The following is a 25324-nucleotide window of genomic DNA, read 5'->3' on the forward strand; positions in this document are numbered from 1 at the left end:
CACCTATTGATAGCTGACTAACAAAAGATATATAAATATTTTGATACCAAACTACCAGCAGGTGACCGGAAATCGAGGCCGTGCTTCAAAAAGTTCTCCCGAGAATACGCCCGACGGACGAGGAGAGGGCCTTCGTGGAGGGCCTAATGAGGGAACTGGAGGGCATAGCGGAGGAGACCATAGAAAGCCTGGGCCTCGACGTTAAGCCCTACTTCGTCGGCTCGCTCGCCAAGGACACCTACTTAGCTGGCGACCACGACGTCGACCTTTTTCTGGCCTTCCCTCTCGACACCCCCCTCGAAGGGCTCCGGGAAAGAGGCCTGGAACTTGGCAGAGCTATCGCGGAGAAGCTCGGCTCCTACGAAATCGCCTACGCCGAACATCCCTACGTGAGAGCGCGCTATAAAGGGGTCAAGGTCGACCTCGTTCCCTGCTACGATGTGAAAAGCTGGAGAGAAGTTAGAACAGCCGTAGACCGCTCGATACTCCACAACCGCTGGGTCATTGAGAACCTCCGGGGCAGAAACGACGAGGTAAGACTCCTCAAGCGCTTTCTGAAGGGGATAAACGCCTACGGGAGCGAGATATACATCCGGGGCTTCTCTGGGTATCTTGCGGAGATACTCGTCATCAAATACGGCTCGTTCCTCGAAGTCCTCAAAAACGCCGACTTCATGCTGAGGCAGAAGATAATCGACCCCGGAAACTGGCTCAAGCGGGAGTACGAGACAGCCATGAAAACGGTCAGGCGCGAGGCCGATGCAGACAGACCCCTGATAGTCATCGACCCCGTCGACCCAAGACGGAACGTGGCAGCTAATCTGAGCTGGGAGCGCTATGGCTTTTTCTACTTCAAGGCACATCAGTTTCTGGAGAGCCCCTCCGAGGAGTTCTTCTTCGGGAGAGCCACGAGAAGTGGAAGCTACCTCTCCGAACTGAGGAGGAAGGGAACCCACCTCGTGACGCTGGCCTTCGATGCTCCCAACCTTGTCGAGGACGTTCTCCTTCCACAGCTGGAGAGAACGGCAAGAGGCTTTGAGAAGGCCCTCCCACGGGAAGGCTTCAGTGTCCTCGGCTGGAACGTTGGGCATAGCGGTAACAAAGCGTTCATAATGCTGGAGGTGGACAGGAGGGAGCGGGAGAGGGTGAAAATAAAGCCCGGCCCGGAGTTCTTCACGGAGAGGGGCTGGGACTTCTACCGGAAGAACGAGCGGGTGTGGATTAGAGGGAAGAGGCTCTTCGCGGAAAAGACCGTGAAGGAAGACATCGCCGAGGTCATCGCTGAGCTCATTGAGAAGAACCAGGTCGCCATGGGGAAGAACGTGAGGGAGGGCATCAGAAGGGCGGAGATTCTGTTAGACTACGTTCCGAAGGAGCTGGAGGACGAGGCCTACCTCTTCCTGAGCAGAGAGAAGTGGAACCTGAAGGAGTAGGATGAGCAACCTGTCTTTACCGAGTATTTTTTCAATCTCATCCAGAATACGCCTTATCCTGAGGTACATCACACCATCGAGAATCCCAAAGACGAGCTCAAGCAGCCCCTCCCCGTCCCCCTGGAACTCCACCCTCTTCAATGGCATCACCATTGGGCCTGGAAAGTTCCACTTGGGTTTGTTTATAATGTAAAACAGTTTAAAAAGTTATGCATCTAATGAGAGGGCTGGATAAAAAGTCCAAAATTGTCCCCCTAACGTCTCCTGTGCTCACACCATCCCCCCTTCTCCCAGTGGCCGTGAACCTCCCCCGGTATGTGGCCCGTGTCCGCTACGGCCCAGTCGAGGTTGTAGGGTTCGATTAGACTCCTGAGCTCGCCCTTCAGGTCACGCTTTCCAACGTAAAGAGAAGCTCTCGTGACGACGTTGTAAGCACTGTTGGGCACCTCTGGACTGAGCGCATCGAGCCACGCTCTCTCATCAGTCTCCCAGCCCTCCAGAGAAAGCATTGCTCCAAGGTTCCAGAGGTGGTAGAGCTTGTCGAAGTTGAGGAGTTTTAGGTAGGCCCCCACGAAAAGGCTCTGGAGTTCATCGCCGTCGAAGTACTCCATAAGCTCGATGAGGGCCTTGGCCATGACAGAGACGTTGCCGAAGGCGACGCGCGTGTCGAGGTTCTCCCAGAAGCGCGGGCAGGAGTGGTTGGCGAGGAGCATGAGGTAGTAAACCCTACCGAGCCTTAAAGAGCTCCCCTCGCCGTTGGCCGGTTCAAGCACGTAATCGAGTGAGGTTTCTATGCCAAAGTAGTCGTAGTAGTCCATGAAGAAAATCCTCGCGTATCTGATTAAGAACTCCTCGGAATTGGCCCCGAGCTCCTCAAGACCCTTCAGAACCCCCAGCCTGACGGTTCTGTTGAGCTCCTCAAAGAGCCTCGTGAAGGCGACCTTCCAGAGCTGGGAAATCTTCCTGCCGTTCATTTCCCTCGCGAAGACCTTTCCGTCGGCCCGTCTATAGCCAAGCCACCTGGAGTCGCTCGTCTTGCCGTCGGTGCTCAGGTCAAAGTAGTCGCTCCAGGCGGAGTAGTCCTTAACCCCAATCTCAAAGGAGCACTCGCCGTCGAGGCGCCTATATTCCCCTGAGAGCTTCCTCCTCACGAACTCCATCGCCGAGACCCTCTCGACGCCGTTCGCCTCAAGCCCTTCCATCCATGCCGTAAAGAGGTCGAGCTGTGCCGGGTTTCCCAGGAGGCTCTCAAGGTCACTGGCGGTGAAGAGTAGATAGGGAACGCCGAGGTTCTCCTTGTGGTCGTCGCGGTGGGATAGGGTAGCCGAGACCAGACCGGGAACGTCGAGGGTGTTGAAGGCGAAGGCGTCGCTTATGCCCCACTCCCTTCCGAAGACGAAGGATTTACCGTAGCGGTTGCAGGAGTGCTTCGCCTGGGGAAAGTCATAGAGGAGCTGCCTCTCATCGAGGAGGAAGACCAGCTTTTTGTCCGTCTGGGACTCGATTATTTGAGCCGTTTTTCTCGTTATCACAGCCTCCGGAAGCCAGTAGCCGATTACGGGTTTATCCTTAATCAGCGGAGCATAGAAGTCGAAGGAAACCCTCGCCAGGATCCTTTGCTCAAACTCATCAAGGTGGGGCACTATCGGGTGGAAAGGCGTCGTCGGAACGGCGTCGAACCTACGGAGAAGCTCAACGGCGTCCTCAAAGGTGTTTTTATGGTAGCGGAGGAGCATCAGAAACGTGAAGGGTTCTATATCAATGCTGACCCCCTTCATGCGGGAGAGGGTATCTGCTATGTGCTCGTAGGAGTAGAGCATCGCCTGTGTCCAGTTCTCGCCCTTAACTTCTTCCCCGCGGATTCTTATCGCGACTGGGCTCTTCCTCTCCTCGTACTCGATGGGCTTGCTACCGTCGCCGTCTTTAACGTAAACTATGTCGCCGGGCTGGTAGGCGTGGAAGTGGTGGGCATACTTCATCTCCATTGTCTCACCGAGAGTGATACATCGCCGACACTTATTTGGATTTCGGAAGAATTAAAGGACATTTTTACCCACACCTGCCCGATAGGTTAATAAACCTGTGCATTGAGATCCCAGCGGTGGGAAGATGGAGCGCGAATTCAGGCTGATTCTCGGGGAGGATCTGGCGAACTACCTCGAACTCGTAAGGGCCAAGCTGGCCTTTGCCGAGGAGCTCTACGGCATAAAGATGAACTACGTGCCCCTGATCACGGAGGGGGAGATAGTAATACTCGACAAGAACGACGGGAAGATCAAGTGGCTGAAGAACAAAAGACCGCTCACCCTTGAGGAGTTCAAGACACTGGCGGATAAAATAAAGGAGAACCTTGAGTCAGGCTACGTCGAGATGCTCTTAGCCATGAACATGTCCTGCGTCCACGGGCCCGGGGAGTGAGCCGCCGTAGACCACCGGGAGCACCTTGATCCTGTCGCCTTCCCTGAGGGGATGGCTTTCCTCCACCCTCCTCTCGTTCACCAGGATGTGGTGCTCGTCCGTCCCTATTCCAAGCTCCTTTAGGAGTTCGCCCACCCTTTTCCCTTCCTCGACCTCAAGCTCCCTCCGCGGGCCGTGTTTTAGAGCGTGCTCCCCGTAGAGTATCAGCGTTACCCTCATGAAGACCACCGTTCAGAGGCCGAGGCGCTCCCTTATGCGCTTCACCTCACGCTTCGCCTCACCGAGACCGAGCTCCTCAAGGACTTCCTCCTTCGGAATCCCGCGCTCGTCGTAGCCGACCTGCTCGTAGTACTGCCTCACCTTCGCCCTTATCTCCTCCCTGCTCGGCGCTTTGCCCTTGACCGGTCCGGTCGGGAGGGGTTCGTAGAACCTCGGCGGGTTGTCGTCGTCTTCGGGAGTCCAGTAAACGTCTGGCCCCCCGAGGAGGAGCAGGATCCTCTGGAGGTGGATTATCCTCAGGCCGGTCTCGTTGAACCACTTCTCAGGGGTTAAATCAAAGCCCGTAACCGCGTTTCCGAACTCAAGGATTCTCTCGAAGCCCGGCCTCGTCGTGAACATGCAGATAACGGCCGAGTCGTAGAAGGCATTGACGAGTTCTCCCTCGTAGCTCCTCGCGGGCAAACCGGCAGTTGCGGTGTGGTCGCCGCCCTGAACCGAGACGGCGTAGCTTATGTCCCTCGTGTAGTCGAGGTCGCTCCTTATTCCATGGGCACCGACACCGATGCCCTTGACGTGGACTGCATATCTCATCGCATCGACGTCCTTCATCTCGGAGATTCTTCTCGCCGCGCGGTAGGTGCCCTCGGCCAGTATCTCCCCGATGCCCCTCCTCTCCACTATGAGTTTAAGGAGCTTTGCGAAGGCCTTCTCGTCGCCCCATTCGAGCTTGAAGCCGATGTCCTCCTCCGTCAGGATTCCGCGCTGGTAAAGCTCCGCCGCAAAGCCAAGGACGTTTCCCGCGTTGATGCCGTCCAGGCCGAGCTCATCGACGAGGTAGGAGAGGTAGACGACCTTCTCGGGCTCGAAGATGCCCAGGTTCGTGCCCATGTAGGCCATCAGCTCGTAGTCGGGCGCGTCCGTTATCGAGCCCCTGTACGGCCCGTAGCGGAGGTAGGAGATCTTCATGCAGTTGACCGGGCAGCCGTAGTCGGCCCAGTACTTCTTGATCCAGGCCTTCAGCTCGAAGTTCACAACGCTTATCCTCTCGTCGTCATGGTACTCCTCCTGCCAGTTCCTGACCGGCTGGCTTGAGCGGTCTTTCCCTACGCTATAGCCTCCGGCACCGGTTCCCCACTGGCGGAAGGTGGTGAGCGTCAAGAGCTCCCTCTGGAACTCACGGAGCATGGACTTAAACTTTTCCGGGTCGTGGACTTTTGGCAGGGCTTTGTTACCCTTAACGAGCACTGCTTTGAGGTTCTTGCTCCCCATCACCGCACCGAAGCCGCCGTAGCCGGCAGCGTGCATAAGCTTGCTCATTATGGCGGCAAAGCGCACCTTCCTTTCCCCGCCCCTGCCGATGTACATCATCGCTGGCTCCTTCGGGACACCCCTCAGCTTGGCCTTCTTCCTGAGCTCATCGTGGACTTCCTTCAGCAGGGTCTTGTGAAGCTCCACTCCGCCCATGCCCCAGTACTTCGAGGCGTCCCTTATCTCAACATCATCGTCATTGATGAAAAGATAGACGGGCTCCTTCGCCCTCCCGCGGATTATTATCCCGTCGTAGCCGCTTGCTTTGAGCTCTATCCCCACCTCGCTGCTCAGGACACTGCCAACGATCCCGTTGCTCTCGGGGGATTTGGCCACTACCGCTGTCTTTATCCCCGGGTAGTAGCCCGTCAGCGGGCCGGTGAGGATCAGCAGAAGGTTCTCCTCGCCGAGGGGATCTACCTTTTCCCACCTCTCTCCAAGCTCCCTCCACAGGAGGTACGTGCCGAGCCCCCTGCCGCCGTAGAAGCGGAGCATTTCTTCATCTAGTTCGACGGTTTTCACGTTTCCTGTGCTCAGATCAACGTCCAGAAGCTTTCCAGCGTAGCCGTACATAATATCACCCCAGGAACTCCTCACCGTACATCTTTCTCGCCAGCTCGGTGCTCTTCTCAACAGGGTCCTTCGCGAAGGTTCTGTAGACGGAGCGGTACTGGCCCTTCACGAGAACCAGCGCATCGTGCCCTGCTTCATGACAGACCTCGACGCACTTCGGGCTTCCTCCGCAGAGGTCGCAGATTACCACGCTGCCCTTGCCAACCGGAATCCTCGGGACGTTGCCGGGACAGGCAAGGTAGCACGCGCCGCACTCGGTGCACTTCTCCTCGTTTACGAGCACGGCACCGGTTTTCTCATCGACGCTCAGCGCATCGAAGTTGCACGCCTTCACGCACGGGTAGTCAGGACACTGAACGCATGTGTGGGGGACGTTGACTCCCGGAAGGAGCTCGTATATCCTTATACGCGATGCTTCCGGCCAGATTATGCCCTCGTGCTCCAGCGAACAGGCAACTTCGCACAGCCTGCAGCCGCTGCACTTGTCAGGGGTTATCAGAATCCAGATCTTCTCTACCGCTTCATCACCCATCGGGAACACCTGATTCCATGGTTGAAACTTCATCTATATAACTCTTGTGAAACCAAGGTAAAAACGTGAAGATGTAAGTTTATACGAAGGGAAGGCCTTATAAACGGGGGCAGACTACAGACGGCGATGAACCGCTCCGAGCTCGTACTCCTCGGTATCACCGCGATATGGGGCTTCACCTTCCCGGCGATGAAGGTTAGCCTCGATTATCTGCCGCCGATACTTTTCCTAGCCTACCGCTTTGGCATAGCGTCGCTCCTAATGCTCGCCCTCTTCAGGTCGAAGGTTTTGAGGAGGGAGACCTTCAGGGAGGGCTTCATCCTCGGGCTTACCCTCTTCTTCGGCCACGGCTTCCAGATAGTGGGGCTTAAATACACCACGGCCTCGAACTCTGCATTCATAACTTCGCTCTACGTCGTCTTCACGCCCTTCATAGCGTATTTCATTCTCCGGGATAGGCTCAAGCTCAGGGACGTCCTCTCACTCGCAATAGCCCTAACCGGCCTCTACCTCATCTCCGGGGCGAGCCTGAACTTCAACTACGGCGACCTGCTTACGGTTCTCTGCGCCCTCAGCTTCGCCTTCCAGATAGTTCTGGTCCAGAAGTTCGGGGAGAAGGACTACCTCAGCTTAGCCTTCTGGCAGATAACATGGAACTTCGTCTTCTCACTGGCCTTTGCACTGCTCTTCGAGCCCTTCGTCGCCCCCACAGACCCGCTGCCCTGGGCGGGGGTGCTCTACACCTCGGTCTTCGCGACGGTGATAGCGTTCACCCTGCAGGTTAAGCACCAGAGGAACACGAAGGCCCACAAGGCGGCGCTGATATACTCCGCGGAGCCAATTTTCGGGCACATAGCGGCGTTCATAACGATAGGGGAAGTCCTCAGCGTCAAGGGTTACCTGGGCGCCGCGCTGATAATGGCTGGAATATGGAACGAGGTTAAAAACCAAGATTGAGGAGCAGTGACCACCCGCAGACACTTTAGAAACAAAAAGTTAATAAATTCATAGGACAAATTATTTCCCGGAGGTGGTGGCCATGGTGCATGCGTACATCAAGGAAAAAACCAAGGAGTTCTCGAAGGAGGACAAGGAGAAGCGCTACAAGTACCTAGGAACGGAGGTCATAGACGTTAATGCTCCCGGTCTCGACAGCATCCCGGAGTTCTACGGCATAGCCAACGCCATCTGGCGCGACTGGAAGGAAGGGGAGATAGGAACGAGGACTGCACTGAGGAGGCTGGCCCTCCTCAAGCTGCTAACGTACAAAACGAAGAACAAGAAAATCAAGGACATTCCCGAAGAGGAGCTCGAAGAGATCAGGAAGTTCATAGACTATGTCATCCAGGTCATAAAGAACGAGAGCAGGCGCAAAGGCGAGCCCGAGGAGGAGCGTCAGGTTTAAATCATCCTCACCTTAAATTCAACCGGGCCCTCCCCCTCACGCCCCTGGGAGAAGTGACCTGGGGTCGGTCGGGGAGGGCACAACCCTATATTCTGCAGTTCTCCATCCAAAAACCTTATAAGGGAAGTTCCCAATTCTGCCCCGATGCCCATGAGGGGGGAGTGTTTTATCCTTCGCTTCGCCCGTTTCGCGGCTTGAGTCCCCCTGTTCTAGGGTAGTGATTACTATCATTTCTGGAGGGTTTTGACATGATAAAGGAACCGGAGTTTAGGGAGTATAACCCAGGGAAGCTTGAGGAAAAAGTCGAGCGCTTTTGGAAGGAGAACAACACCTATGAGAAGGTGAAGGAAAGCAGAGCAAAGGGCCCGAAGTACTACTTCCTCGACGGGCCGCCCTACGTCAGCGGTGCAATACACCTCGGTACCGCCTGGAACAAGATAATCAAGGACATGGTGATACGCTTTAGAACTATGCAGGGCTACAACGTGCGCAGGCAACCGGGCTTCGACATGCACGGCCTCCCGATAGAGGTCAAGGTCGAACAGGCTTTGGGCCTAAAGACCAAGAAGGACATAGAGACCGAGATAGGCGTCGACAACTTCATACGCAAGTGTAAGGAGTTCGCCCTCAACAACCTCAAGATAATGACCGAGCAGTTCAAGCAGCTCGGCGTTTGGATGGACTGGGACAACCCCTACATGACGATAAAGAACGAGTACATAGAATCTGGCTGGTTCACCCTCAAGAGGGCCTGGGAAAAGGGCCTCCTTGAGAAGGACAAGAGGGTTCTGCACTGGTGCCCGCGCTGTGAGACGGCTTTGGCTGAACACGAGGTCCGCGGCGAGTACAAGGTAAGGGAGGACCCGAGCATATACGTCAAGTTCCCGATAGAGGGCAAGGAGAACGAGTACCTCCTCATCTGGACGACCACGCCCTGGACGCTCCCGGCGAACTTAGCGGTTGCCGTTCATCCAGAGTATGACTACGCCAAGGTCAGGGTTGAGACCGAGAACGGGGAGGAGTACTGGATAATAGCGAAGGCCCTCGTTGAGAGGGTTCTGAACGAGGTCGGCGTTAAGGGCGAGATAGTTGAGGAGTTCAAGGGCGAGGAACTCGAAGGGCTCCGCTACGTTCACGTCCTCATGGACGAGTATCCCGCACAGAAGGAGTTCCGCGAGAGGTACGAGTGGGCCCACAGGGTTATCCTCGGCGAGCACGTTACGCTGGAGGACGGTACCGGACTGGTTCACACCGCTCCCGGCCACGGTGAGGAGGACTACGAGGTCGGAAGGGAGTACGGCCTGCCAATCTACAGTCCGGTCGACGACGAGGGACGCTACACGGAGGGCTACTGGAAGGGAATCTACGTCAAGGATGCAGATCCGGAGATAATAGAGCACCTTCGCGAGAAAGGCTACCTCGTGAAGGCGGGCACGATAGAGCACAAATACCCCCACTGCTGGCGCTGCAAGACCCCGCTCATATTCCGCGCCACAGACCAGTGGTTCCTCAAGGTCAGCAAGGTGAAGGACAGGATAATAGCCGAGAACGACGAGAAGGTCACCTGGTATCCGGACTGGGTTAAGGTGCGCTACGACAACGGCGTCATGAACTCCGGCGACTGGGTCATAAGCAGGCAGCGCTACTGGGGCATACCACTCCCGATATGGCAGAGCGAGGACGGCGAGATACACGTCGTTGGAAGCTTCAAGGAACTCGTAGAGCTCAGCGTTGCGATAGAGGTGAACGGCGAGAGGATAGAGCTTCCAGAGGACTACAACGAGAAGCTCAAGCTGATAGAGGAGAAGCTCGGCCCGGAGGACCTGCACAGGCCCTACGTGGATGCCTTCATCATAAAGGTGGACAGCAAGGAGATGCGCCGTGTAAAGGACGTCGTTGACGTCTGGTTCGACAGCGGAATAGCGAGCTGGGCTTCGCTGGACTACCCGAGGACGGAGGAGAACTTCAGAAAGCTCTGGCCGGCCGACTTCATAGTCGAGGGCGAGGACCAGGTCACCAAGTGGTTCTACTCCCAGCAGGCGGCCAGCGTCATAGCCTTTGACACAGTTCCATACAGGCACGTGGCGATGCACGGCTACGTCCTCGATGAGAAGGGAGACAAGATGAGCAAGAGCCTCGGCAACATCATAAGGCCGGAGGAGGTCGTCCAGAAGGAGGGCAGGGACCCCTTCAGGTTCTACATGCTCTGGGCGACGAACCCCTGGGAGAACCTGCGCTTCAGCTGGAAGGGCCTTGCACAGGTCAAGAGGATGCTCAACATACTCTGGAACGTCTATGTCCTCAGCGCGACCTACATGAGCCTCGACAACTTTGATCCTACCAAGCTCAACCCAGAGGAGCTTCCCTTCCGCGAGGAAGATAAGTGGATACTCAGCAGGGTCAACGGGCTCATAGGCGACGTCACCGAGGGTATAGAGACATTCAGGCTCACAAGGGCCACCAGGGCGATATACCACTTCGTCGTTGAGGACCTCAGCAGGTGGTATGTGAGGCTCATCAGGAAGCGCATGTGGGTGGAGGGCGACGACCCTGACAAGCTCGCGGCCTACTACACCGTCTGGAAGGTCTTTGACGTCCTGCTGAGGCTCATGGCACCGTTTACCCCCTACATAGCGGAGGAGATATACCAGAACATGCTGAGGCCGTTCCTCGGAGTGGAGAGTGTCCACATGCTCGACTGGCCGGAGGCGGACGAGAAGGCAAGGGACGAGGAGCTTGAGCGCGAGATGGAGTACGTCAGGAGAATAGTAGAGGCCGGCTCTTCGGCGAGACAGAGGGCCAAGATAAAGCTCCGCTACCCGGTCAGGAGGATGATAGTCGAGACCGAGGACGATACTGTGAAGAAGGCCGTCGGGAGGCTCAACCGCATCTTGAGAGACCAGCTCAACGCCAAGGAAGTCCTCGTAGGAAAGGTGGAGCGCGAGCTCGTCATAAAGCCGAACTTCGCGAAAGTTGGGCCGGAGTTCAAGGGCGACGCCAGGCTCGTCTCCCAGTGGATAAACGAGCACGGAAGGGAGCTCTACGAGAGGGGCGAGATGGACGTCGAGATTGAAGGAAAGACCTTCCACCTCACGAGGGAGCACCTGAGCATAGAGGAGAAGCTGCCGGACTTCTTTGTCAGCGAAGAGTTCGAGGGCGGAAGGGTGTTCATCGACAAGACCCTCACGAGGGAGCTCCTCGCGGAGGGCCTCGCCAGGGAGTTCGTGAGGAGAATACAGGAGATGAGAAAGAGGCTCGACCTCGACGTCAACGACAGGATAGTGGTAACCATAGAGACGAGCGAAGAGAACCGCGAGCTGCTGGAGGAGAACCTCGACTACATAATGAGGGAGACGAGGGCCGTTGAGGTAGTCTTTGGGGAAGCAAAGGGCTACGTCGTCGAGTGGCCGGAGGTTCAGGCGAAGATAGGGATTGAAAAAATTAATGACTAATTTTGAGTCTCAACGGCTCTTTGTATTTCTCTTCTTCTCATTGCCGCTGAAAATTCGAGGACTGCCGGCAGAGCAACACCGACTAATATCTAAACGAGTTTGCCCAGAGTGCAAAGATTGAGGAGAACACCACAACGAGACATTCAACTAAGGCAAGTCTTCCTCTCGAAGACTGGGTATGTAGAGGATGGCCGAAACAATGCCAACGATTAACAGGAGGAGCCTGTCGGTTTAGATGCCGTGGGTCATCGAAAGGGCACTAAAAAGGGAAGGAGGAAAGTTTTGTCGCGTTTCTCATCATGGAACACCCCCAAAGAGGTTGAATAGAACTGTAGCCACAAGCAGAAACACTCCAGCCAAGAGTCGGTTTCTCGCTTCCTTCCTACTCTTTTCAATGAGTTTTTGGCGGAGGGATTCTTCCAGTCTACGTTTGTATTCCCTCACTTCGTCGGGAAGTTCGTTTTTGGGAACCACTTCCAAGTCACTTTCCCGGATTACAAACGAGAAAGTCTTTGGGGTCTTAAAGTATAAAATAAGTCCCGATGTTATCAGCCATAAGGAAATCCCGTATCCAATGCCTATAATGTATTTACTTGGGACCATAACTCTTCCCCCTTAACAAGTTAAAAAGGGTAGAATTAGCATAACCCAGCTTTTTCACAGATATGCGCCCCTCCAATTTGGCAAGCTGTGTAGACTCCTGCTCCTGTTATAACTCGGGGATGCCCTCTGCTTCTACCACAGAGGAATCTCTCAGCTTCCTCCGCACTTTTGAACCTCTTAACCACGATATACCTCACGATAAACCATCCCCGTCCACTTCTGGAGAGGAACTTAGGTGTGTTCTGATTCTTATAGAAACTTCAAGGATTGCGAGCAGTACTATGCCGACTCCTCCAAGGTATCTAAGCGGGCCCTCCCAGAGCGCGAGGATTGAGGAGAACATCGCAACGAGGCCCGTTAGCTTTATGGAAGTTTCCTCTCCCCTCTTCAGGCTCAGGGCGTAGAAGGCCATGCCAGCTACCCCAACGAGAACGGGCAGTGATTCGCCCGCGTAAATGCCGTAGGCAACCGCCAATACCAAGAAGGGGATTGGAATTATCTTAGTCATCATGTTCATTGTCTTTCACCTCCAACCAGACTTTTTAAATTCCTGTTTATTAATTTTAAAATAAAAAATTAAAGGAAGAGTATTATAAACAGCTAGCTGCAAGAGCACAACTTGCAATCCCCAGTAGGGTGGATGCACATGCAAAGCATGCTGCTGCTCCAGTACCTAGACATAACAAGCACGTCCAAGCAGTGAAGATACTTGCACATGCAGGGATGCAGGTAATTACTTGTGCACAAAGAGGACAGACTTCCAGTGCCCCAAATCCCAAACCAGCTATGCTACCCAAACAGGATATTATTGAGGTTATGCAACTCCATGACAAATCCATAGCCGCTGTTATTCCCACTGCTCTCCTCTGGTTGTATCCTGGTAACTTTAACTTCACAAGGTGTGAGAGGTGCCTCAGCTCGTAGGCACTTCTACCCCAAATCCAGTTGGTCTCATCTCCACGCCTGAGCTTCATGAGAACCTTGTTGAGAGTCCAGTAGTACTCCGAGAGGGTCAAGTTGTCAGCGGTAATAATCGTATCTCCGACGGGGACAACTTTATCCTCATCATTTGGAGCAATGTTCATTCCAGTAACGAAGGCTTTGTATTCTCCAGTCTGTGGGTCCGTGAATATGCAACCGCCAAAGCCATGAAGGAAAAGGCAATAGCTTAGTTAGGGTCATCATTCTTTTTGTCCCTAATCAATTCCTGCAGGTATTCTTCAAGTATTTTTCTCTTGTTACCATTTTTCTCACGCGATATCACCTCCCTCCTTGCAATTTCGATAAAAGTCTTTTCTTGAATCCCCTTTGTATGTCTTCGTGAAAGTTTATACCAAGAATACAAGTAATCCAACTGATATTTTTTGAAAATGATTGTTCTAGGCACGTACAGTGTGTAACCGGCAACGAATAGGACGCTAAACAGAAGCGTTAATCTACCCACATTGTCTTCAACGTTTTTGATACCATATACAAAGAGAGGCGAAACTAAAGAAAGGGGAACAAAAAACACCCAACTCTTATATCCTATCAGATCTAGGAGTTTTGGCTTTCTTTTCTTCATATTTCTCACCCCTGACAGTATCCTTCACTGGAACATATATTATATGCTCCATAGGCACATCCAAAGAAAGCTACTGCTGATGAAATCTTCCAGCAAATTGGGGCACAAGTTGCCAAACAGGTCCCGATAGCAAATGGGTTAACTGTCATAAGGCATATCGTTCCGCATATTCCAGTACAACTTGACCACACTCCCGCCTGGCAGATAAATGTAACAACATATGTACAAATTGTACACTTTAACCACTCAGTATATCCGTCCATTACTGTTGTCATTCCTATTGCTTTCCCTTGGTTGTACTCTAGTAGTTTGAGTCTTACCCGGTGTGAGAGGTGCCTCAGCTCGTAGGCACTTCTACCCCAAATCCAGTTGGTCTCATCTCCACGCCTGAGCTTCATGAGAACCTTGTTGAGAGTCCAGTAGTACTCCGAGAGGGTCAAGTTGTCAGCGGTAATAATCGTATCTCCGACGGGGACAACTTTATCCTCATCATTTGGAGCAATGTTCATTCCAGTAACGAAGGCTTTGTATTCTCCAGTCTGTGGGTCCGTGAATATCTTCGTAATCAGTGTGAAGTTGTACTGGCTCCTTTCCGCTTTATAAATGAGAGCATACATGGTGTAGTTGAACGTGCTGTTGGAGAGATTAATTCTAAGGAAAAGCAATTGTTCATGATTCTTGCTCATGTTGTAAAGTGTAACTATGGAAACGTTTAGTGGACTCACAACACTGCAGGAGCTTGAGTTGTGACAGGCACAGGAGGAGTTTGTTAAGTTCGAGAAGTCAATAGTCTTGTTCACCCACGTGACATTCATCTGAAGCCTGCCCTTGTCATCATACCACGCAATGACCGCCCTGCGGAAGGTTACGCTGGAGTTATTGACACTCATTGCCATAGCCTGCGGTGCTGCAATCAACTGCAGGCTCAACACCATAGCAACGAGGAAAACCCCGAAAGCAGTCTTCTTCCACATCATGGCCACCACCTGACCAGGTGGTCACCCAAAATAACATATGAAACTATATAAACTTTTCTCTTTACAAGTTGTATTAAATAACGTTTTTTTCGTAGGATTTTCAATTTCCAACCGTACCAAAACGACGAGAACCAGACAAAAGAAGCCAGAGTAAAAGAGCGAACAAAAGAACACAGCAGTCCATCATTGGCAATATCATCATTAGTCATCGAGTTTTATTCCATGAATCTTCAACCTTAACCACCCGATAAACGTCCCAAAGGGGAGGAAAATCGCCGTGAACAGGTACAGGAGCCTGAACACCGTTAGAAGGGACTCCCTGATGAAGGAGACGCCATGATTTCCGGTAACCGCAATCAAAGCCACTATTACTCCAAACCCATAAAAGATGCCGTAAAACAAACGCAAAGCGCCACTTTCTGCGTATTTCTCTTCCAGCAGGCCTCTTTCCACGAGTTCCCGTGTTATCCTGTAGTCTCTCTCCGATACAGCCGCGAAAAGTGCCCCAACTAGACCGCTTATACCTATGTTATCAGTTACAAAGAGATACAGCCCCGAAGTCATGGCAACAAAATTTACAACGGCCCGAATTTTAAGTATCCTGTCAGGAATTACGTACCTGTGGGCCATCATGGAGTAGTACCAGCCGGCCATAACAGGAACATAGAGCGCCATCGAGACGCTCTTTTCCAGACTCACCCCCGAGAAGTAGGCTACGATAAACACGAGAAGGAACGCCGAAAGCTCTCCGAGAAAGTTCCGCCGGGAATAGACGATTTCTTCCCGTCTTTTCTTCTCCCTCCCCTGTAGCGTTGTGGTGAGAAACAGCGCGAGGGCACCGACCAGAAACAAAACGCCGAGCATTTTAACGAGGAGAACAAAAGATGCACCCGGTCTAGCGAATACCACGTAGATAAGCCCAAATAGTAGCACTCCGAACCCAAAGGAAATCAGGAAAAAGAGAGCGTGCCTAACGGCCGGAGATCCGAAATATTTTCCTCCCACACTGCCTCCCTCTGCTTTCATAGGTTTATCTCCCCAACACCTTCACCTTTAGTCCGTACTCATTAAAGCGCTCAAAATCATCATCGCAGGTGTAGAGCGTGGCGTTGTGGGCTATGGCAGTGGAAGCTATGAGGAGGTCCTTCGTTAGAGGTCTCAGGCCCTTTGACATCAGATCCCTGTACTGAAACCTTCTGATTGCCCTTGAACAGCTCAATCACCACGCTGGTGTCCAGGAGTCCATCCATTCCTCGACCTCCTTCATTTCCTTCTCAAATTCCTTGGCCCCTTCTTCCGTCATTGTCCCGAACGCTATCATGACCACATCGAGGTTGCCCTTCTTTTTCTTGCCTATGAGCTCCCTCAAAAGCCCGGAGAAACTCTTCGTCCCCTTCATCTTGACGAGCTCGTAGTAGACGTTATCTATTGTCATCGTCTTTCCCACCGGCACCACCTGTAAGTGCATGCACTGGATACTTAAAACTTGCCCGCGAGCATCCTCCAGACGAGCAGGATTTGGGCCATAACAATCAGCGTTAAAACCAGAGCTGTCAGCTTCCTCGATTTCTCAGGAAGGTAGAGGGCAGTGAGGCAGTAGAGGAAGTTCAGGCCTGAAAGCTCCAAGAGGGACTTCACAAGGACAGTTTTTCTCCCGAAGACCATAAGTTTACCCACAGGGTCATCGCCGACCGGATAACCGGAGTGGAGCGCTATAAGCCTGACAGCGATAAGGATTGCCGTGAAGACGAGGTTTTCCCTCATCAGCTCAATCAAGAAGTCCCTATTGAGTTCACTTCCGGTAAAGAGCCCGTAGAGTGCGAATGGAAACCCCAAAACCCAGATGACCATCGAGATTAGGAGAATGAAGAAGGCAAAGATTTTAGCAAACATCGCGATTCCATTGAGAATACCCTTAACGGGGTTTTCGGTCATGATAACGGCCGTAGCAAAAAAGCCCCAGAACATCAGGGCCCGGGCAACGGTATTAAAAACCTCCTTTGGAAGGTAGAGCCTGCCGTGGGTTTTCTCAATTATTTCAGGCAATCTTTTGATGTCCTTCCGCGAGTAGCCGTAGCTTTCGAGCGTCTTACCAACGAAGTGAAGCGCCACGAGGAGAAAGGGAACGAGAAGGAGGAAAGCAACGAAAAGACTCACCGCGCTGAGATTTTTCTTAGGGGGAACGAGAAGCCAGAGGGCGAGCCAAAAGCCTACCGCCAGCAACCACGGGAGGAGGTAGCTCCTGAGGAAGACCCGCATGGCGGTTAATATTCCCAAGGGTAAATAACCCTTTCGAAACCCTTATAACTTATGCCCCCGTAAGTTACTTACGGTGGCGTAAGTGCTGTTCGACCTGAGGCCAAAGAGCAGGAGGGAGGAAATTTTTGATAGGGGGAAGGAGTTCAAAGAGCTTGAAAAAAGCATCGAGCGCTATCCCCTAACGCTTCTCCTCGGAATAAGGCGAGTGGGCAAGAGCTCGATACTCAGGGCTTACCTCAACGAGAATCCCGGGATTTTGATAGACTGCAGGGAGCTTTACGCTGAGAGCGGGCACATAACGAAGGAAGACCTCATCCAGGAACTCCAGTCGAAAGGGAGTATCTTCCAGAGAATCGCCTCAAGATTCAGGGTAAAACTGAACCTGAGGTTCCTTCAGATCGAACCCCGGGATGCTTCCCTCAGGGAGATATTCAGGGAGCTGAATGAACTCGGAGAAAAAACCGGGAAGTTCATCATAGCCTTCGACGAGGCCCAGTACCTTAGGTTCTACGGCTCGCGAGGTGGAAAGGAACTACTGGCGTTATTCGCCCACGCCTACGACAGCCTGCCCAATCTACGGATCATACTGACGGGCTCTGAGGTTGGACTTTTGCACGACTTTCTTGGCATAGACGACTACGAGAGTCCGCTCTACGGGAGACTCGGAGGAGAGATTTATGTAAAGCCCTTTGATGGTGAGACATCAAAAGCATTCCTGCGGGCAGGATTTAAAGAGGCAGGGGTTGAGATGCCGGAGGAAGATATTGAGAATGCCGTCTCCATACTCGACGGCATACCCGGCTGGCTCGTTCTCTTTGGGACGAAATACCTCGAAACCTATGACTTCCAGAGGGCTATGGAGTCAACCCTCAACATCGCCAAAGGCCTCCTTCTTGGCGAGCTCTCAGAGCTTGAAAGACGGAGCAGGCGGTACGTTGGAATTTTAAGGGCGATAGCACTGGGTTACAACAGGTGGAGCCTCATACGGGACTACTTAGAACTCAAGAAAATGAGAACCCCCGAACCGAGGCTTCACGAACTCCTAAAGAACCTGAAGAAGATGGGCTGGATTGAGGAGGAAAATGGGGAGTACTACCTCACTGACCCGCTTGCAAAGCTCGCCCTCAGGTGACTTATGGAAGCGGAACCCTCTCGACTTCAAGCCTGTCCCATGTTGGATACTCCTCGACGATGAAGAACCTAACGTCGCCCTCTATCGCCTCGGCGAGCTCCAAAGCCACCTCCACCGGCATCTCTATTCTGCCCTTCTTGCGGTTGATGTAAAGCCATTCCGCCGGGACTTCTGCCTCATTAACGAGAAACCCGTAGAGCTCGTCGAGGTCGTCGTATTCGGCAATTCCAAAGCGGAGCGTTCCGTCCTCGGTTATCTCCATGTAGGGTTTGGCGACGTTCCTAGCCATCCGCTTAAGCCTGTTCTTGAGCTGGACGGCGTCCTTCAGCTTGGCCGTGCACAGGTGGTAGCTCAGCGATGTGTTCTCATCGCCCCATTCTAGGAGCTTCAGACCCAGCTCAAGGGAGCCCTTTATGGCGGCGCTCTCGTCGCTCACCGGCCTGTACCCCCTGTCGAGGATCGCCCTAAGGTTCGTCTCGCTGAACTCAAGCTCGTTCACGTTGAGGAACTTCGCGCCGAGGTTGTCGAGGAAGTCAGCGTACCACCTCATCCTCTCGAACTGCCCAGGAATCGAAGGAATCTCGCCGCCGACGTCCCAGTCAAAGTCGAAGGCGTTTCTTATGTTCTCGATTTCAACTTTGAACAGCTTCGAGTTCGGGTTGAAGAGGTCGGGGTGGAAGCGTATCTCATCCAGACCGGCATCGTAGAGCTTTTCCAGGTTCTTCTTCGTGGCCAAGGCACCGGTGGTGTAGAGGTGAATATGGAAACTTTCGCCAAAGGCCTCCTTAAGGGCACGGATATACTCAACGGTTCTGTCAAGCCTCGCCAGCGGGTCGCCGCCGGTAACGCCGGCCCCCCTGGCTTCCATCAGAAGGGCTTCCTCACTGATGTCATCAAGGGTTTTTACGGGTCTCTCGTTGGCGTAGACGACGTCTCCCCTCCGCGTCTCGCTCAGCGGGCAGTAGAAGCAGTCCCTCGGACAGGCGCCGGTCGTGAAGAGGACGAGCTTCTCACCCCTAACGCAGAGCTGGCAGCCCTTCGGCAACTCGCGAACGGCGTATGAAAAGTAAGGCGTCTCCCAGACCATCGCCTCACCTCGCTAACCCTACACGGGGCAAGGGATTTAAAAAGGTTGGCGGGCAAAGTTGAGCAGATGCCTATGAGGGAGAAGCCGAAGTACCTGCCACCTACGCTCAGGGACAAGCACCGCTACATAGCCTTTCAGGTCATCGGGGAGAGGCCGTTTAAGAAGGACGAGATAAAGAGGGCCATATGGGACGCGAGCCTCTCAACGCTGGGAACTCTCGGCTCAGCCAAAGCCAAGCCCTGGTTCATCAAGTTCGACGAGAAAAGTCAGACCGGAATCGTAAGGGTTGACCGAAAGCACGTGGAGGAGCTTCGCTTCGCCCTGACGCTGGTCACCCATATAAACGGCTCAAGGGCTATCTTCAGAACCCTCGGCGTTTCTGGAACGATAAAAAGGCTGAAAAAGAAATTTTTAGCCGAGTACGGCTGGCGTTAGCGAAGGAACGGAACGGCCCTGTCAACAGCGCCCTCGTAAACCCTCATGTATCTTCTGCAGGCGTTCTCCCAGGTGAAGTCCTCCCTCGCCCTCCTCTTTCCGTTCTCACGGAACTTTCTCAAAGTCTCTTCGTCCAGCTCCTTGGCGAAAACCATCGCCCTGGCGAGGGCAAAGGCGTCCCTCGGGGGGACGAGTAGTCCCGTGGCATTCTCCGGGTCGGAGTTAAGGTCTACTATGGTGTCCTTTATTCCCCCGACGGAGCTGCCTATCGGCACCGCCCCGAGGCACATCGCCTCAAGCTGAACTAAACCGAAGGGCTCGAAGTACGACGGGATTATCACAAAGTCCACTGAGCCGTAGAGCTCTCTGACGGTCTCCCTGCTGAGGAGCTCGGTAATTACCCTGACGTTCTCGGGGAAGCGGTTTTGCACGGCTCTGGCCCAGGCCTCAAGCTCCGGATCGCCCTTGCCGATTATGATGAACCTCATCTCCCTAAAGGCAGGATCAGCAGAGAGAACCTCTATAGCCCTTAGAAGGGTGTCAACTCCCTTCTGGGCCTTGTCAAAGCGCCCTATGAACATGAACGCCTTCCCATCGCTCAGGCCGAAACGCTCTAAGACGCGCCTCCTCCGCTCCTCTCTGGGAATATCCTTCGTCTCCATGAGCTCCTCGTTCCAGAAGGAACAGTCTATGCCGTTGAAGACGTGAGTAACCTTGCCCTCAAAGTGCCTGAAGAACCCCCATTCCTCCCACAGATAGCTCCTGCTGACGGTCGTTACAGCGTCCGCTATGTATCCGGCGGTGTGCTCGGGGTCTATCTCGGGGTAAGGGGCGAGTTCGGGGAGGTTTGCATCGTGGAAGTAGTGGGCTGGAATTTTCGCCTTGTTGAGCCTGTGGACGGTGAAAACACTCCTTATACCGAAGTACTTCTTCAAAAGGCCAAGGGCAAATACTGTGTGCCAGTCGTGAGCGTGGATCACGTCCGGCTTAAAGGTTTCAATAAGCTCGTTCATAAGCCCCACGCTGGCCTTCCCAAAGAGCACGGTTTTTCGTAATAGGCCCTCCCAGTTCGGGCCGTAGACATCTCTCTCGCTGAGAAGCCCCCCACCAAGGGAGTAGACAGTAACGCCGTTCTGCTCCCTCTTCCTGACGGTTATATGGACAGACCCCCCGAACGCCGAGACCTTAAAAGAACCGACGACTTCACCGAGGTTTCTCCCGTGGTCAGGAGTGAAAACAACGACCTCGTTTCCGAGGGTGGCGAGCCCCTCCGCTATGCTGGTTATCGCCTCTGCAAGGCCCCCCACCTTGACGGGCAGGTACTCAAAGCCTATGATCAGAATCCTCATCCACATCACCCCGCGCTTCTAAAGGAATCCAACGAATTGAAAAGAAAGAATGGCCTCACTCAAGGAGAATGAACTTCTCCCCCTCAACGTCCTCAAAGTAGCTGCCGATACCGCCGACCTTAAGCTCATTTCCGTTGTACTTGAACGTTATGTTCGCCGTTAGCGGGGTGTATTCGTAGTCCACTATGGTGCCATCGAGAGTTACCTTCTCTTTGGTGTCTATCATCCTGCCCACTATCTCAGCTTTTCTCGGCATTCCTGCCATTTTTAGTACCGTTATCAGTGTTCTTATGTTGACTAGGGAGAGGGGCTTGGGAAGGGACTCATAGTCAAGAGGCTTAATGATCTCGCTGTTGTCGAGATATATGGTGTAGAACCAGTGCATGTAGTTCTGGATTATCTTGGGGCTCTTTGCCCAGAAGGAATAGAACTTCTCGCGCCTCCTGTCCCTTGGAAGGGCGCCGAAGAAGAGGGCGTAGTTGAGGTCGCCGATTATCCAGCTGGCCATGAGCCAGGGGGCACCGCCGGTTCTGGCGAGGATTATGTTGTCCCTCTTCAACCAGTCGGGTATCTCCTCGAAGTTGCTTATGATGACGAAGACAATGTCCTTCCTTGCGCGTATCTCGCCCTTGAGGAGCTTGAGAAACTCGAAGGGCGTATTTATGAGAACCTCATGATTGGCGGTTCTTATGACGTATTCAGCGCGCTCGACGGTGTTGTCGAACCCCTGAATCGTCCAGATTTCGGGCAGGTCTTCCCCGTGAACCTCACGGTAGAGGTCGAGGAAAGCGACCTTGAGGTTTTCAATGTCCTCTATGAAGTCCTCCTTTATCTTTTCAAGCACTACCTCCGGGTTGACCGGCTTGTATAGCCTTGGGGAGCCGTGCATGACGTCAACAAAGCCCTTCCTGTGGAGGGAGCTCAGGACATCGTAAACCCTCGTGTGGGGAATGCCGCTCTCCTTGGTTATGTCTGTGGCCTTGCTCGGGCCGAGCTTGAGAAGGGTTATGTAGGCAAGGCTCTCGTACTTGGTGAGGCCAAGCTTCTGGAGTTTCTCAATGATTTCCTCTTCCTTCATACCGAGACCTCCAAACTTTTAAGTTTCACTCGCAATAGTTTATTCATCAGTAGTGATACTTGGGTGGGGAAAGTGTATAAAATTTTCGGGTTCAAACCTGACTGGAGGTTTGGCAGGGTCGCAGAGGTGGAGTTCTCGATACCGAGAGGGGGGAGCTACGCGTACCTCGTGGGGAACTTCAACGCATTCAACGAAGGCAGCTTTCGAATGAGGAAGAAAGGAAAAAGATGGAGCATAAGGCTGGAGCTCCCCGAGGGAACCTGGCACTACGGCTTCTCAGTGGACGGGGAGTTCCTGCCCGACCCGGAAAATCAGGAAAGGGAAACCTACAGGAGGCTATCGTACAAGTTCGAGAGGAAGGTCAGCGTGGCGAGAATAATCGCGGAGGGCGGGTTCTTCCACAGGCCGAGCGCCACATACCTCTACTCCTTCGCCGGGAGAACCCATGTGATTTTCCGCTCACTTAGGGGGAAGGCCTCAAGGGTAGTCCTAAGGGCCGGGAACGGGGAAATCGTGATGAGACCGAAGACCCACGATGACATCTTCGAGTACTTTGAGGCGGTTCTTCCCGGTAAGGGGCCAATTGAGTACTCTTTCCTCGTAGAGACCGGAGAGAAAGCAATCGAATACGGCCCGTTTGATGCCGAACCCTACAGGTCAGAGAGCCCCAAGTGGGTCTTTGGGAGGGTGTTCTACCAGATAATGCCCGACAGGTTCGAGAAAGGCCCGTCGGGGACGCCCGGGGGTGAGGCACTCAGGAGCGAGGAGTTCCACGGAGGGGATCTGGCAGGGATAGCAAAGAGGCTCGACCACATCGAAGGCCTCGGTGTAAACGCCCTCTACCTCACCCCAATATTCGAGTCCATGACGTACCACCGCTACGATGTTACGGACTACTTCAGGGTCGACAGAAAGCTCGGCGGATGGGTGGTCTTCAGGGAGCTGGTGAGGGAACTCAAAAAGCGGGATATCAGGCTGATTCTCGACGGGGTTTTCCACCACACGAGCTTCTTCCACCCCTACTTCCAGGACGTCATTCTTAACGGAGAAAAGAGCCGGTATCGGGACTTCTACAGAATCACCGGATTCCCAGCCGTCTCGGAAGAGTTTCTAGAGGTTTTGAAATCGAGGGAACCGTGGTCAGAGAAGTACAGAGAGCTCAAATGGATGAAACGAAACTACGAGAGCTTCTACTCCGTCTGGCTGATGCCGAGGCTTAACCACGACAGCCCAGAGGTAAAGCGGTTTATCAAAGATGTTATGCGATACTGGCTTGAGAATGGCGCCGACGGCTGGCGTCTGGATGTTGCCCACGGCGTTCCTCCCGAACTGTGGAGGGGGGTAAGAAAAGCCATGCCGGGAGATGCATACCTCTTTGGGGAAGTCATGGACGACGCGAGGCTCTGGCTCTTCGACAAGTTCCACGGCACCATGAACTACCCCCTGTATGAGCTCATCCTGCGGTTCTTCGTCGAGCGGGAGATTGACGCGGAGGACTTCCTCAACGGGCTGGAGCTCCTGAGCGCCCACTACGGGCCGGCAGAGAACACCATGTACAACTTCCTCGACAATCACGACACAGAGCGCTTCATCGATTTAGTCGGAGATGAAAGGAAGTACCTCTGCGCGCTGGCGTTTCTGATGACGTACAAGGGAATTCCCTCGATATTCTATGGCGACGAGGTCGGTCTCAACGGTGGCGGCGAGGGTCTGAGCGCCGGAAGAACGCCGATGAAGTGGGACGAGGGAGAGTGGAACCTCAGCCTACTGAACGCCACGAAGGAGCTGGTCAGGCTCAGACGGGAGAACCGGGCCCTCCAGCTGGGTGAGTTCAGGCCCTTATCTTTCAAGGATGGACTCCTGCTCTATGAGAGGATCCACGGCGATGAAAGCGTTCTCGTCGGGATAAACTACTCCGGGGAGAGGAGAACCATCGAAGTGCCCGGAAGGTATCTTCTCGAAGGAAGGAAAAAGATTGAGCTGGCGCCCTGGTCGTTCCTCGTGCTCGAAGGATGAACCCACCTTTTCATCGGAGTCCCATAATGGTCATGCCACACAGGATTGAACAGGAAAGCGCAAGGTATATATATCACTGCCGATGATACTATATCACCCAAAATCTAGGCGGGTGATAAGGATATGAAGAAGGGATTGTTTGCCCTGCTTTTGGTTGGAGTTCTGGTTTTGAGCGTCGTGGCCAGTGGCTGTATAGGCGGCGGTGGGGAGACCACAACTTCTCCAAGTCCAACAACCAGCTCCCCCAGCCCAACGGAAACAACGTCCCCAAGCGAGACGGCAACCACACCGAGCGAAACAACCACCACCCCGGCTACCACAACGACTCCAGAGACTGAGTGCGGTAGTGGAAAGGTGGTCATCTGGCACGCCATGCAGCCCAACGAGCTCCAGGTCTTCCAGAGCCTCGCCGAGGAGTACATGGCCATGTGCCCCGACGTTGAGATAGTCTTCGAGCAGAAGCCCAACCTTGAGGATGCCCTTAAAGCTGCAATTCCTGCCGGCCAGGGACCGGACCTCTTCATATGGGCCCACGACTGGATTGGAAAGTTCGCCGATGCCGGACTCCTTGAGCCCATCGACGATTACGTTACCGATGACATCCTCAACCAGTTTGCCCCGATGGCCCAGGAGGCCATGCAGTACAAGGGCCACTTCTACGCCATGCCCTTTGCCGCTGAGACCGTTGCTATCATCTACAACAAGGACATGGTGAGCGAGCCACCCAAGACCTTCGACGAGATGAAGGCCATAATGGAGAAGTACAACGACCCGAACAACGAGAAGTACGGAATAGCGTATCCGGTTAACGCATACTTCATATCGGCCTGGGCACAGGCCTTCGGAGGATACTACTTCGACGACAAGACCGAGATGCCCGGCCTTGACAAGCCTGAGACTATTGAGGGCTTCCAGTTCTTCTTCCAGAACATCTGGCCGTACATGGCTCCGACCGCTGACTACAACACCCAGCAGAGCATCTTCCTTGAGAAGAGGGCACCGATGATGGTCAACGGCCCGTGGAGCATAGCCAGCGTTAAGGACGCCGGGATCAACTTTGGCGTTGCCCCGCTTCCGCCCATAACCAAGGACGGCAAGGAGTACTGGCCGAGGCCCTACGGTGGAGTTAAGGACATCTACTTCGCGGCAGGAATCAAGAACAAGGATGCCGCCTGGAAGTTCGTCAAGTGGTTCACCACCAGCCCTGAGGTCATCAAGGAGCTCTCGCTCCAGCTCGGCTACATCCCGGTTCTCACGCCGGTGCTTAACGACCCTGACATCAAGAACGACCCGGTCATCTACGGCTTCGGACAGGCCGTCCAGCACGCCTACCTGATGCCCAAGAGCCCGAAGATGGGAGCCGTCTGGGGCGGCGTTGACGGGGCCATCAACGAGATACTCCAGGACCCGGCCACCGCTGACATACCTGCCATCCTCCAGAAGTACCAGCAGGAGATTCTGAACAACATCGGAGGCTGAAGCCT

General features: G+C 53.8%; 26 protein-coding genes. 10 read left to right on the top strand and 16 right to left on the bottom strand.

Translation table 11 applies throughout. The features are described from left to right. Positions 1-71: 71 nt before the first annotated feature. Complete coding sequence (gene cca / locus NUS69_RS08110; RefSeq protein ID WP_258085055.1) at positions 72-1433, top strand: CCA tRNA nucleotidyltransferase; 1362 nt, start codon at positions 72-74, stop codon at positions 1431-1433. Here cca and NUS69_RS08115 read toward each other — a convergent pair. Together NUS69_RS08115 and NUS69_RS08120 are read right to left on the bottom strand one after the other, a co-directional pair. Beyond that, positions 1356-1580: a hypothetical protein gene (locus NUS69_RS08115; protein WP_258083308.1), complete on the bottom strand. Its 225-nt coding sequence runs from the start codon at positions 1578-1580 to the stop codon at positions 1356-1358. The two genes, cca and NUS69_RS08115, sit on opposite strands and share 78 nt — an antisense overlap. 107 nt (positions 1581-1687) lie before the next feature. Then, a complete protein-coding gene (locus NUS69_RS08120; RefSeq protein ID WP_258083309.1) occupies positions 1688-3418 on the bottom strand; it encodes a glycoside hydrolase in 1731 nt (576 codons plus the stop codon). A 124-nt stretch (positions 3419-3542) separates the two neighbouring features. On the opposite strand from NUS69_RS08120, the gene NUS69_RS08125 reads away from it, so the two are divergent. Then, complete coding sequence (locus NUS69_RS08125) at positions 3543-3851, top strand: hypothetical protein (protein WP_258083310.1); 309 nt, start codon at positions 3543-3545, stop codon at positions 3849-3851. On the opposite strand, the gene NUS69_RS08130 is transcribed toward NUS69_RS08125, so the two are convergent. The 3 genes from NUS69_RS08130 to NUS69_RS08140 are packed head-to-tail and all read right to left on the bottom strand — an operon-like array spanning position 3810 to position 6483. Then, a complete protein-coding gene (locus NUS69_RS08130; protein ID WP_258083311.1) occupies positions 3810-4070 on the bottom strand; it encodes a MoaD/ThiS family protein in 261 nt (86 codons plus the stop codon). The genes NUS69_RS08125 and NUS69_RS08130 overlap by 42 nt on opposite strands. A 12-nt stretch (positions 4071-4082) precedes the next feature. Then, complete coding sequence (locus NUS69_RS08135; RefSeq protein WP_258083312.1) at positions 4083-5951, bottom strand: aldehyde ferredoxin oxidoreductase family protein; 1869 nt, start codon at positions 5949-5951, stop codon at positions 4083-4085. A gap of 4 nt (positions 5952-5955) precedes the next feature. Beyond that, a complete protein-coding gene (locus NUS69_RS08140) occupies positions 5956-6483 on the bottom strand; it encodes a 4Fe-4S dicluster domain-containing protein (protein ID WP_258083313.1) in 528 nt (175 codons plus the stop codon). A 126-nt stretch (positions 6484-6609) separates the two neighbouring features. Between NUS69_RS08140 and NUS69_RS08145 the strand changes: the two genes are divergently transcribed. The 3 genes from NUS69_RS08145 to ileS all read left to right on the top strand — a co-directional run bounded on the left by NUS69_RS08145 (position 6610) and on the right by ileS (position 11340). Further along, positions 6610-7440: a DMT family transporter gene (locus tag NUS69_RS08145; RefSeq protein ID WP_258083314.1), complete on the top strand. Its 831-nt coding sequence runs from the start codon at positions 6610-6612 to the stop codon at positions 7438-7440. 82 nt (positions 7441-7522) lie between these two features. After that, positions 7523-7888 carry a hypothetical protein gene (locus NUS69_RS08150; protein WP_258085056.1) on the top strand — a complete coding sequence of 122 codons (366 nt, stop codon included), beginning with the start codon at positions 7523-7525 and terminating at the stop codon, positions 7886-7888. Between the two features lie 248 nt (positions 7889-8136). Continuing rightward, positions 8137-11340, top strand: a complete 3204-nt coding sequence (ileS, locus tag NUS69_RS08155) for an isoleucine--tRNA ligase (protein WP_258083315.1) — start codon at positions 8137-8139, stop codon at positions 11338-11340. 297 nt (positions 11341-11637) lie between these two features. Here ileS and NUS69_RS08160 read toward each other — a convergent pair whose 3' ends face one another. Both NUS69_RS08160 and NUS69_RS08165 read right to left on the bottom strand, forming a co-directional pair. After that, complete coding sequence (locus NUS69_RS08160; protein WP_258083316.1) at positions 11638-11943, bottom strand: hypothetical protein; 306 nt, start codon at positions 11941-11943, stop codon at positions 11638-11640. A gap of 193 nt (positions 11944-12136) precedes the next feature. Next, a complete protein-coding gene (locus NUS69_RS08165) occupies positions 12137-12460 on the bottom strand; it encodes a hypothetical protein (RefSeq protein ID WP_258083317.1) in 324 nt (107 codons plus the stop codon). A 391-nt stretch (positions 12461-12851) separates the two neighbouring features. Here NUS69_RS08165 and NUS69_RS11705 point away from each other — a divergent pair, with 391 nt between their 5' ends. Continuing rightward, entirely contained in the window at positions 12852-13115 is a 264-nt protein-coding gene (locus NUS69_RS11705) for a hypothetical protein (protein WP_308686502.1), read from the top strand. On the opposite strand, the gene NUS69_RS08175 is transcribed toward NUS69_RS11705, so the two are convergent. The 6 genes from NUS69_RS08175 to NUS69_RS08200 all read right to left on the bottom strand — a co-directional run bounded on the left by NUS69_RS08175 (position 13112) and on the right by NUS69_RS08200 (position 16743). After that, positions 13112-13507 (bottom strand): hypothetical protein, encoded by a 396-nt coding sequence (locus NUS69_RS08175; protein WP_167711407.1) that lies wholly within the window; start codon positions 13505-13507, stop codon positions 13112-13114. The genes NUS69_RS11705 and NUS69_RS08175 overlap by 4 nt on opposite strands. 5 nt (positions 13508-13512) lie before the next feature. Next, positions 13513-14484 carry a halocin C8-like domain-containing protein gene (locus NUS69_RS08180; RefSeq protein ID WP_258083318.1) on the bottom strand — a complete coding sequence of 324 codons (972 nt, stop codon included), beginning with the start codon at positions 14482-14484 and terminating at the stop codon, positions 13513-13515. 201 nt (positions 14485-14685) lie between these two features. Beyond that, positions 14686-15510 carry a potassium transporter Kef gene (locus NUS69_RS08185; protein WP_258083319.1) on the bottom strand — a complete coding sequence of 275 codons (825 nt, stop codon included), beginning with the start codon at positions 15508-15510 and terminating at the stop codon, positions 14686-14688. A 4-nt stretch (positions 15511-15514) separates the two neighbouring features. Beyond that, complete coding sequence (locus NUS69_RS08190; RefSeq protein ID WP_308686503.1) at positions 15515-15658, bottom strand: type II toxin-antitoxin system VapC family toxin; 144 nt, start codon at positions 15656-15658, stop codon at positions 15515-15517. A 45-nt stretch (positions 15659-15703) separates the two neighbouring features. Continuing rightward, on the bottom strand, positions 15704-15931 hold the full coding sequence (locus NUS69_RS08195; RefSeq protein ID WP_258083320.1) for an antitoxin VapB family protein: 228 nt from the start codon (positions 15929-15931) through the stop codon (positions 15704-15706). 32 nt (positions 15932-15963) lie between these two features. Further along, on the bottom strand, positions 15964-16743 hold the full coding sequence (locus NUS69_RS08200; protein WP_258083321.1) for a hypothetical protein: 780 nt from the start codon (positions 16741-16743) through the stop codon (positions 15964-15966). Between the two features lie 82 nt (positions 16744-16825). On the opposite strand from NUS69_RS08200, the gene NUS69_RS08205 reads away from it, so the two are divergent. After that, entirely contained in the window at positions 16826-17875 is a 1050-nt protein-coding gene (locus NUS69_RS08205; RefSeq protein ID WP_258083322.1) for an AAA family ATPase, read from the top strand. Position 17876: 1 nt separating this feature from the next. Here the strand turns inward: NUS69_RS08205 and NUS69_RS08210 are convergent, their stop codons facing one another. Then, complete coding sequence (locus NUS69_RS08210) at positions 17877-18962, bottom strand: radical SAM protein (RefSeq protein WP_258083323.1); 1086 nt, start codon at positions 18960-18962, stop codon at positions 17877-17879. A gap of 72 nt (positions 18963-19034) precedes the next feature. Here NUS69_RS08210 and NUS69_RS08215 point away from each other — a divergent pair, with 72 nt between their 5' ends. After that, positions 19035-19397, top strand: a complete 363-nt coding sequence (locus NUS69_RS08215; RefSeq protein ID WP_167891112.1) for a ribonuclease P protein component 2 — start codon at positions 19035-19037, stop codon at positions 19395-19397. Here NUS69_RS08215 and NUS69_RS08220 read toward each other — a convergent pair. Both NUS69_RS08220 and trmBL1 read right to left on the bottom strand, forming a co-directional pair. Further along, positions 19394-20746 carry a glycogen synthase gene (locus tag NUS69_RS08220; protein WP_258083324.1) on the bottom strand — a complete coding sequence of 451 codons (1353 nt, stop codon included), beginning with the start codon at positions 20744-20746 and terminating at the stop codon, positions 19394-19396. The genes NUS69_RS08215 and NUS69_RS08220 overlap by 4 nt on opposite strands. A 55-nt stretch (positions 20747-20801) precedes the next feature. Then, the gene (trmBL1, locus tag NUS69_RS08225; RefSeq protein WP_258083325.1) at positions 20802-21824 is read right to left on the bottom strand and encodes an HTH-type sugar sensing transcriptional regulator TrmBL1; all 1023 of its coding nucleotides are present in this window, start codon (positions 21822-21824) and stop codon (positions 20802-20804) included. Positions 21825-21896: 72 nt separating this feature from the next. On the opposite strand from trmBL1, the gene NUS69_RS08230 reads away from it, so the two are divergent. Together NUS69_RS08230 and NUS69_RS08235 are read left to right on the top strand one after the other, a co-directional pair. Further along, complete coding sequence (locus tag NUS69_RS08230; protein WP_258083326.1) at positions 21897-23840, top strand: alpha amylase N-terminal ig-like domain-containing protein; 1944 nt, start codon at positions 21897-21899, stop codon at positions 23838-23840. Positions 23841-23963: 123 nt separating this feature from the next. Next, on the top strand, positions 23964-25319 hold the full coding sequence (locus NUS69_RS08235) for an extracellular solute-binding protein (protein ID WP_258083327.1): 1356 nt from the start codon (positions 23964-23966) through the stop codon (positions 25317-25319). The last annotated feature ends 5 nt before the right edge of the window (positions 25320-25324 follow it).

It is taken from the genome of Thermococcus thermotolerans, assembly GCF_024707485.1.
In the GTDB taxonomy this organism is placed as follows: domain Archaea; phylum Methanobacteriota_B; class Thermococci; order Thermococcales; family Thermococcaceae; genus Thermococcus; species Thermococcus thermotolerans.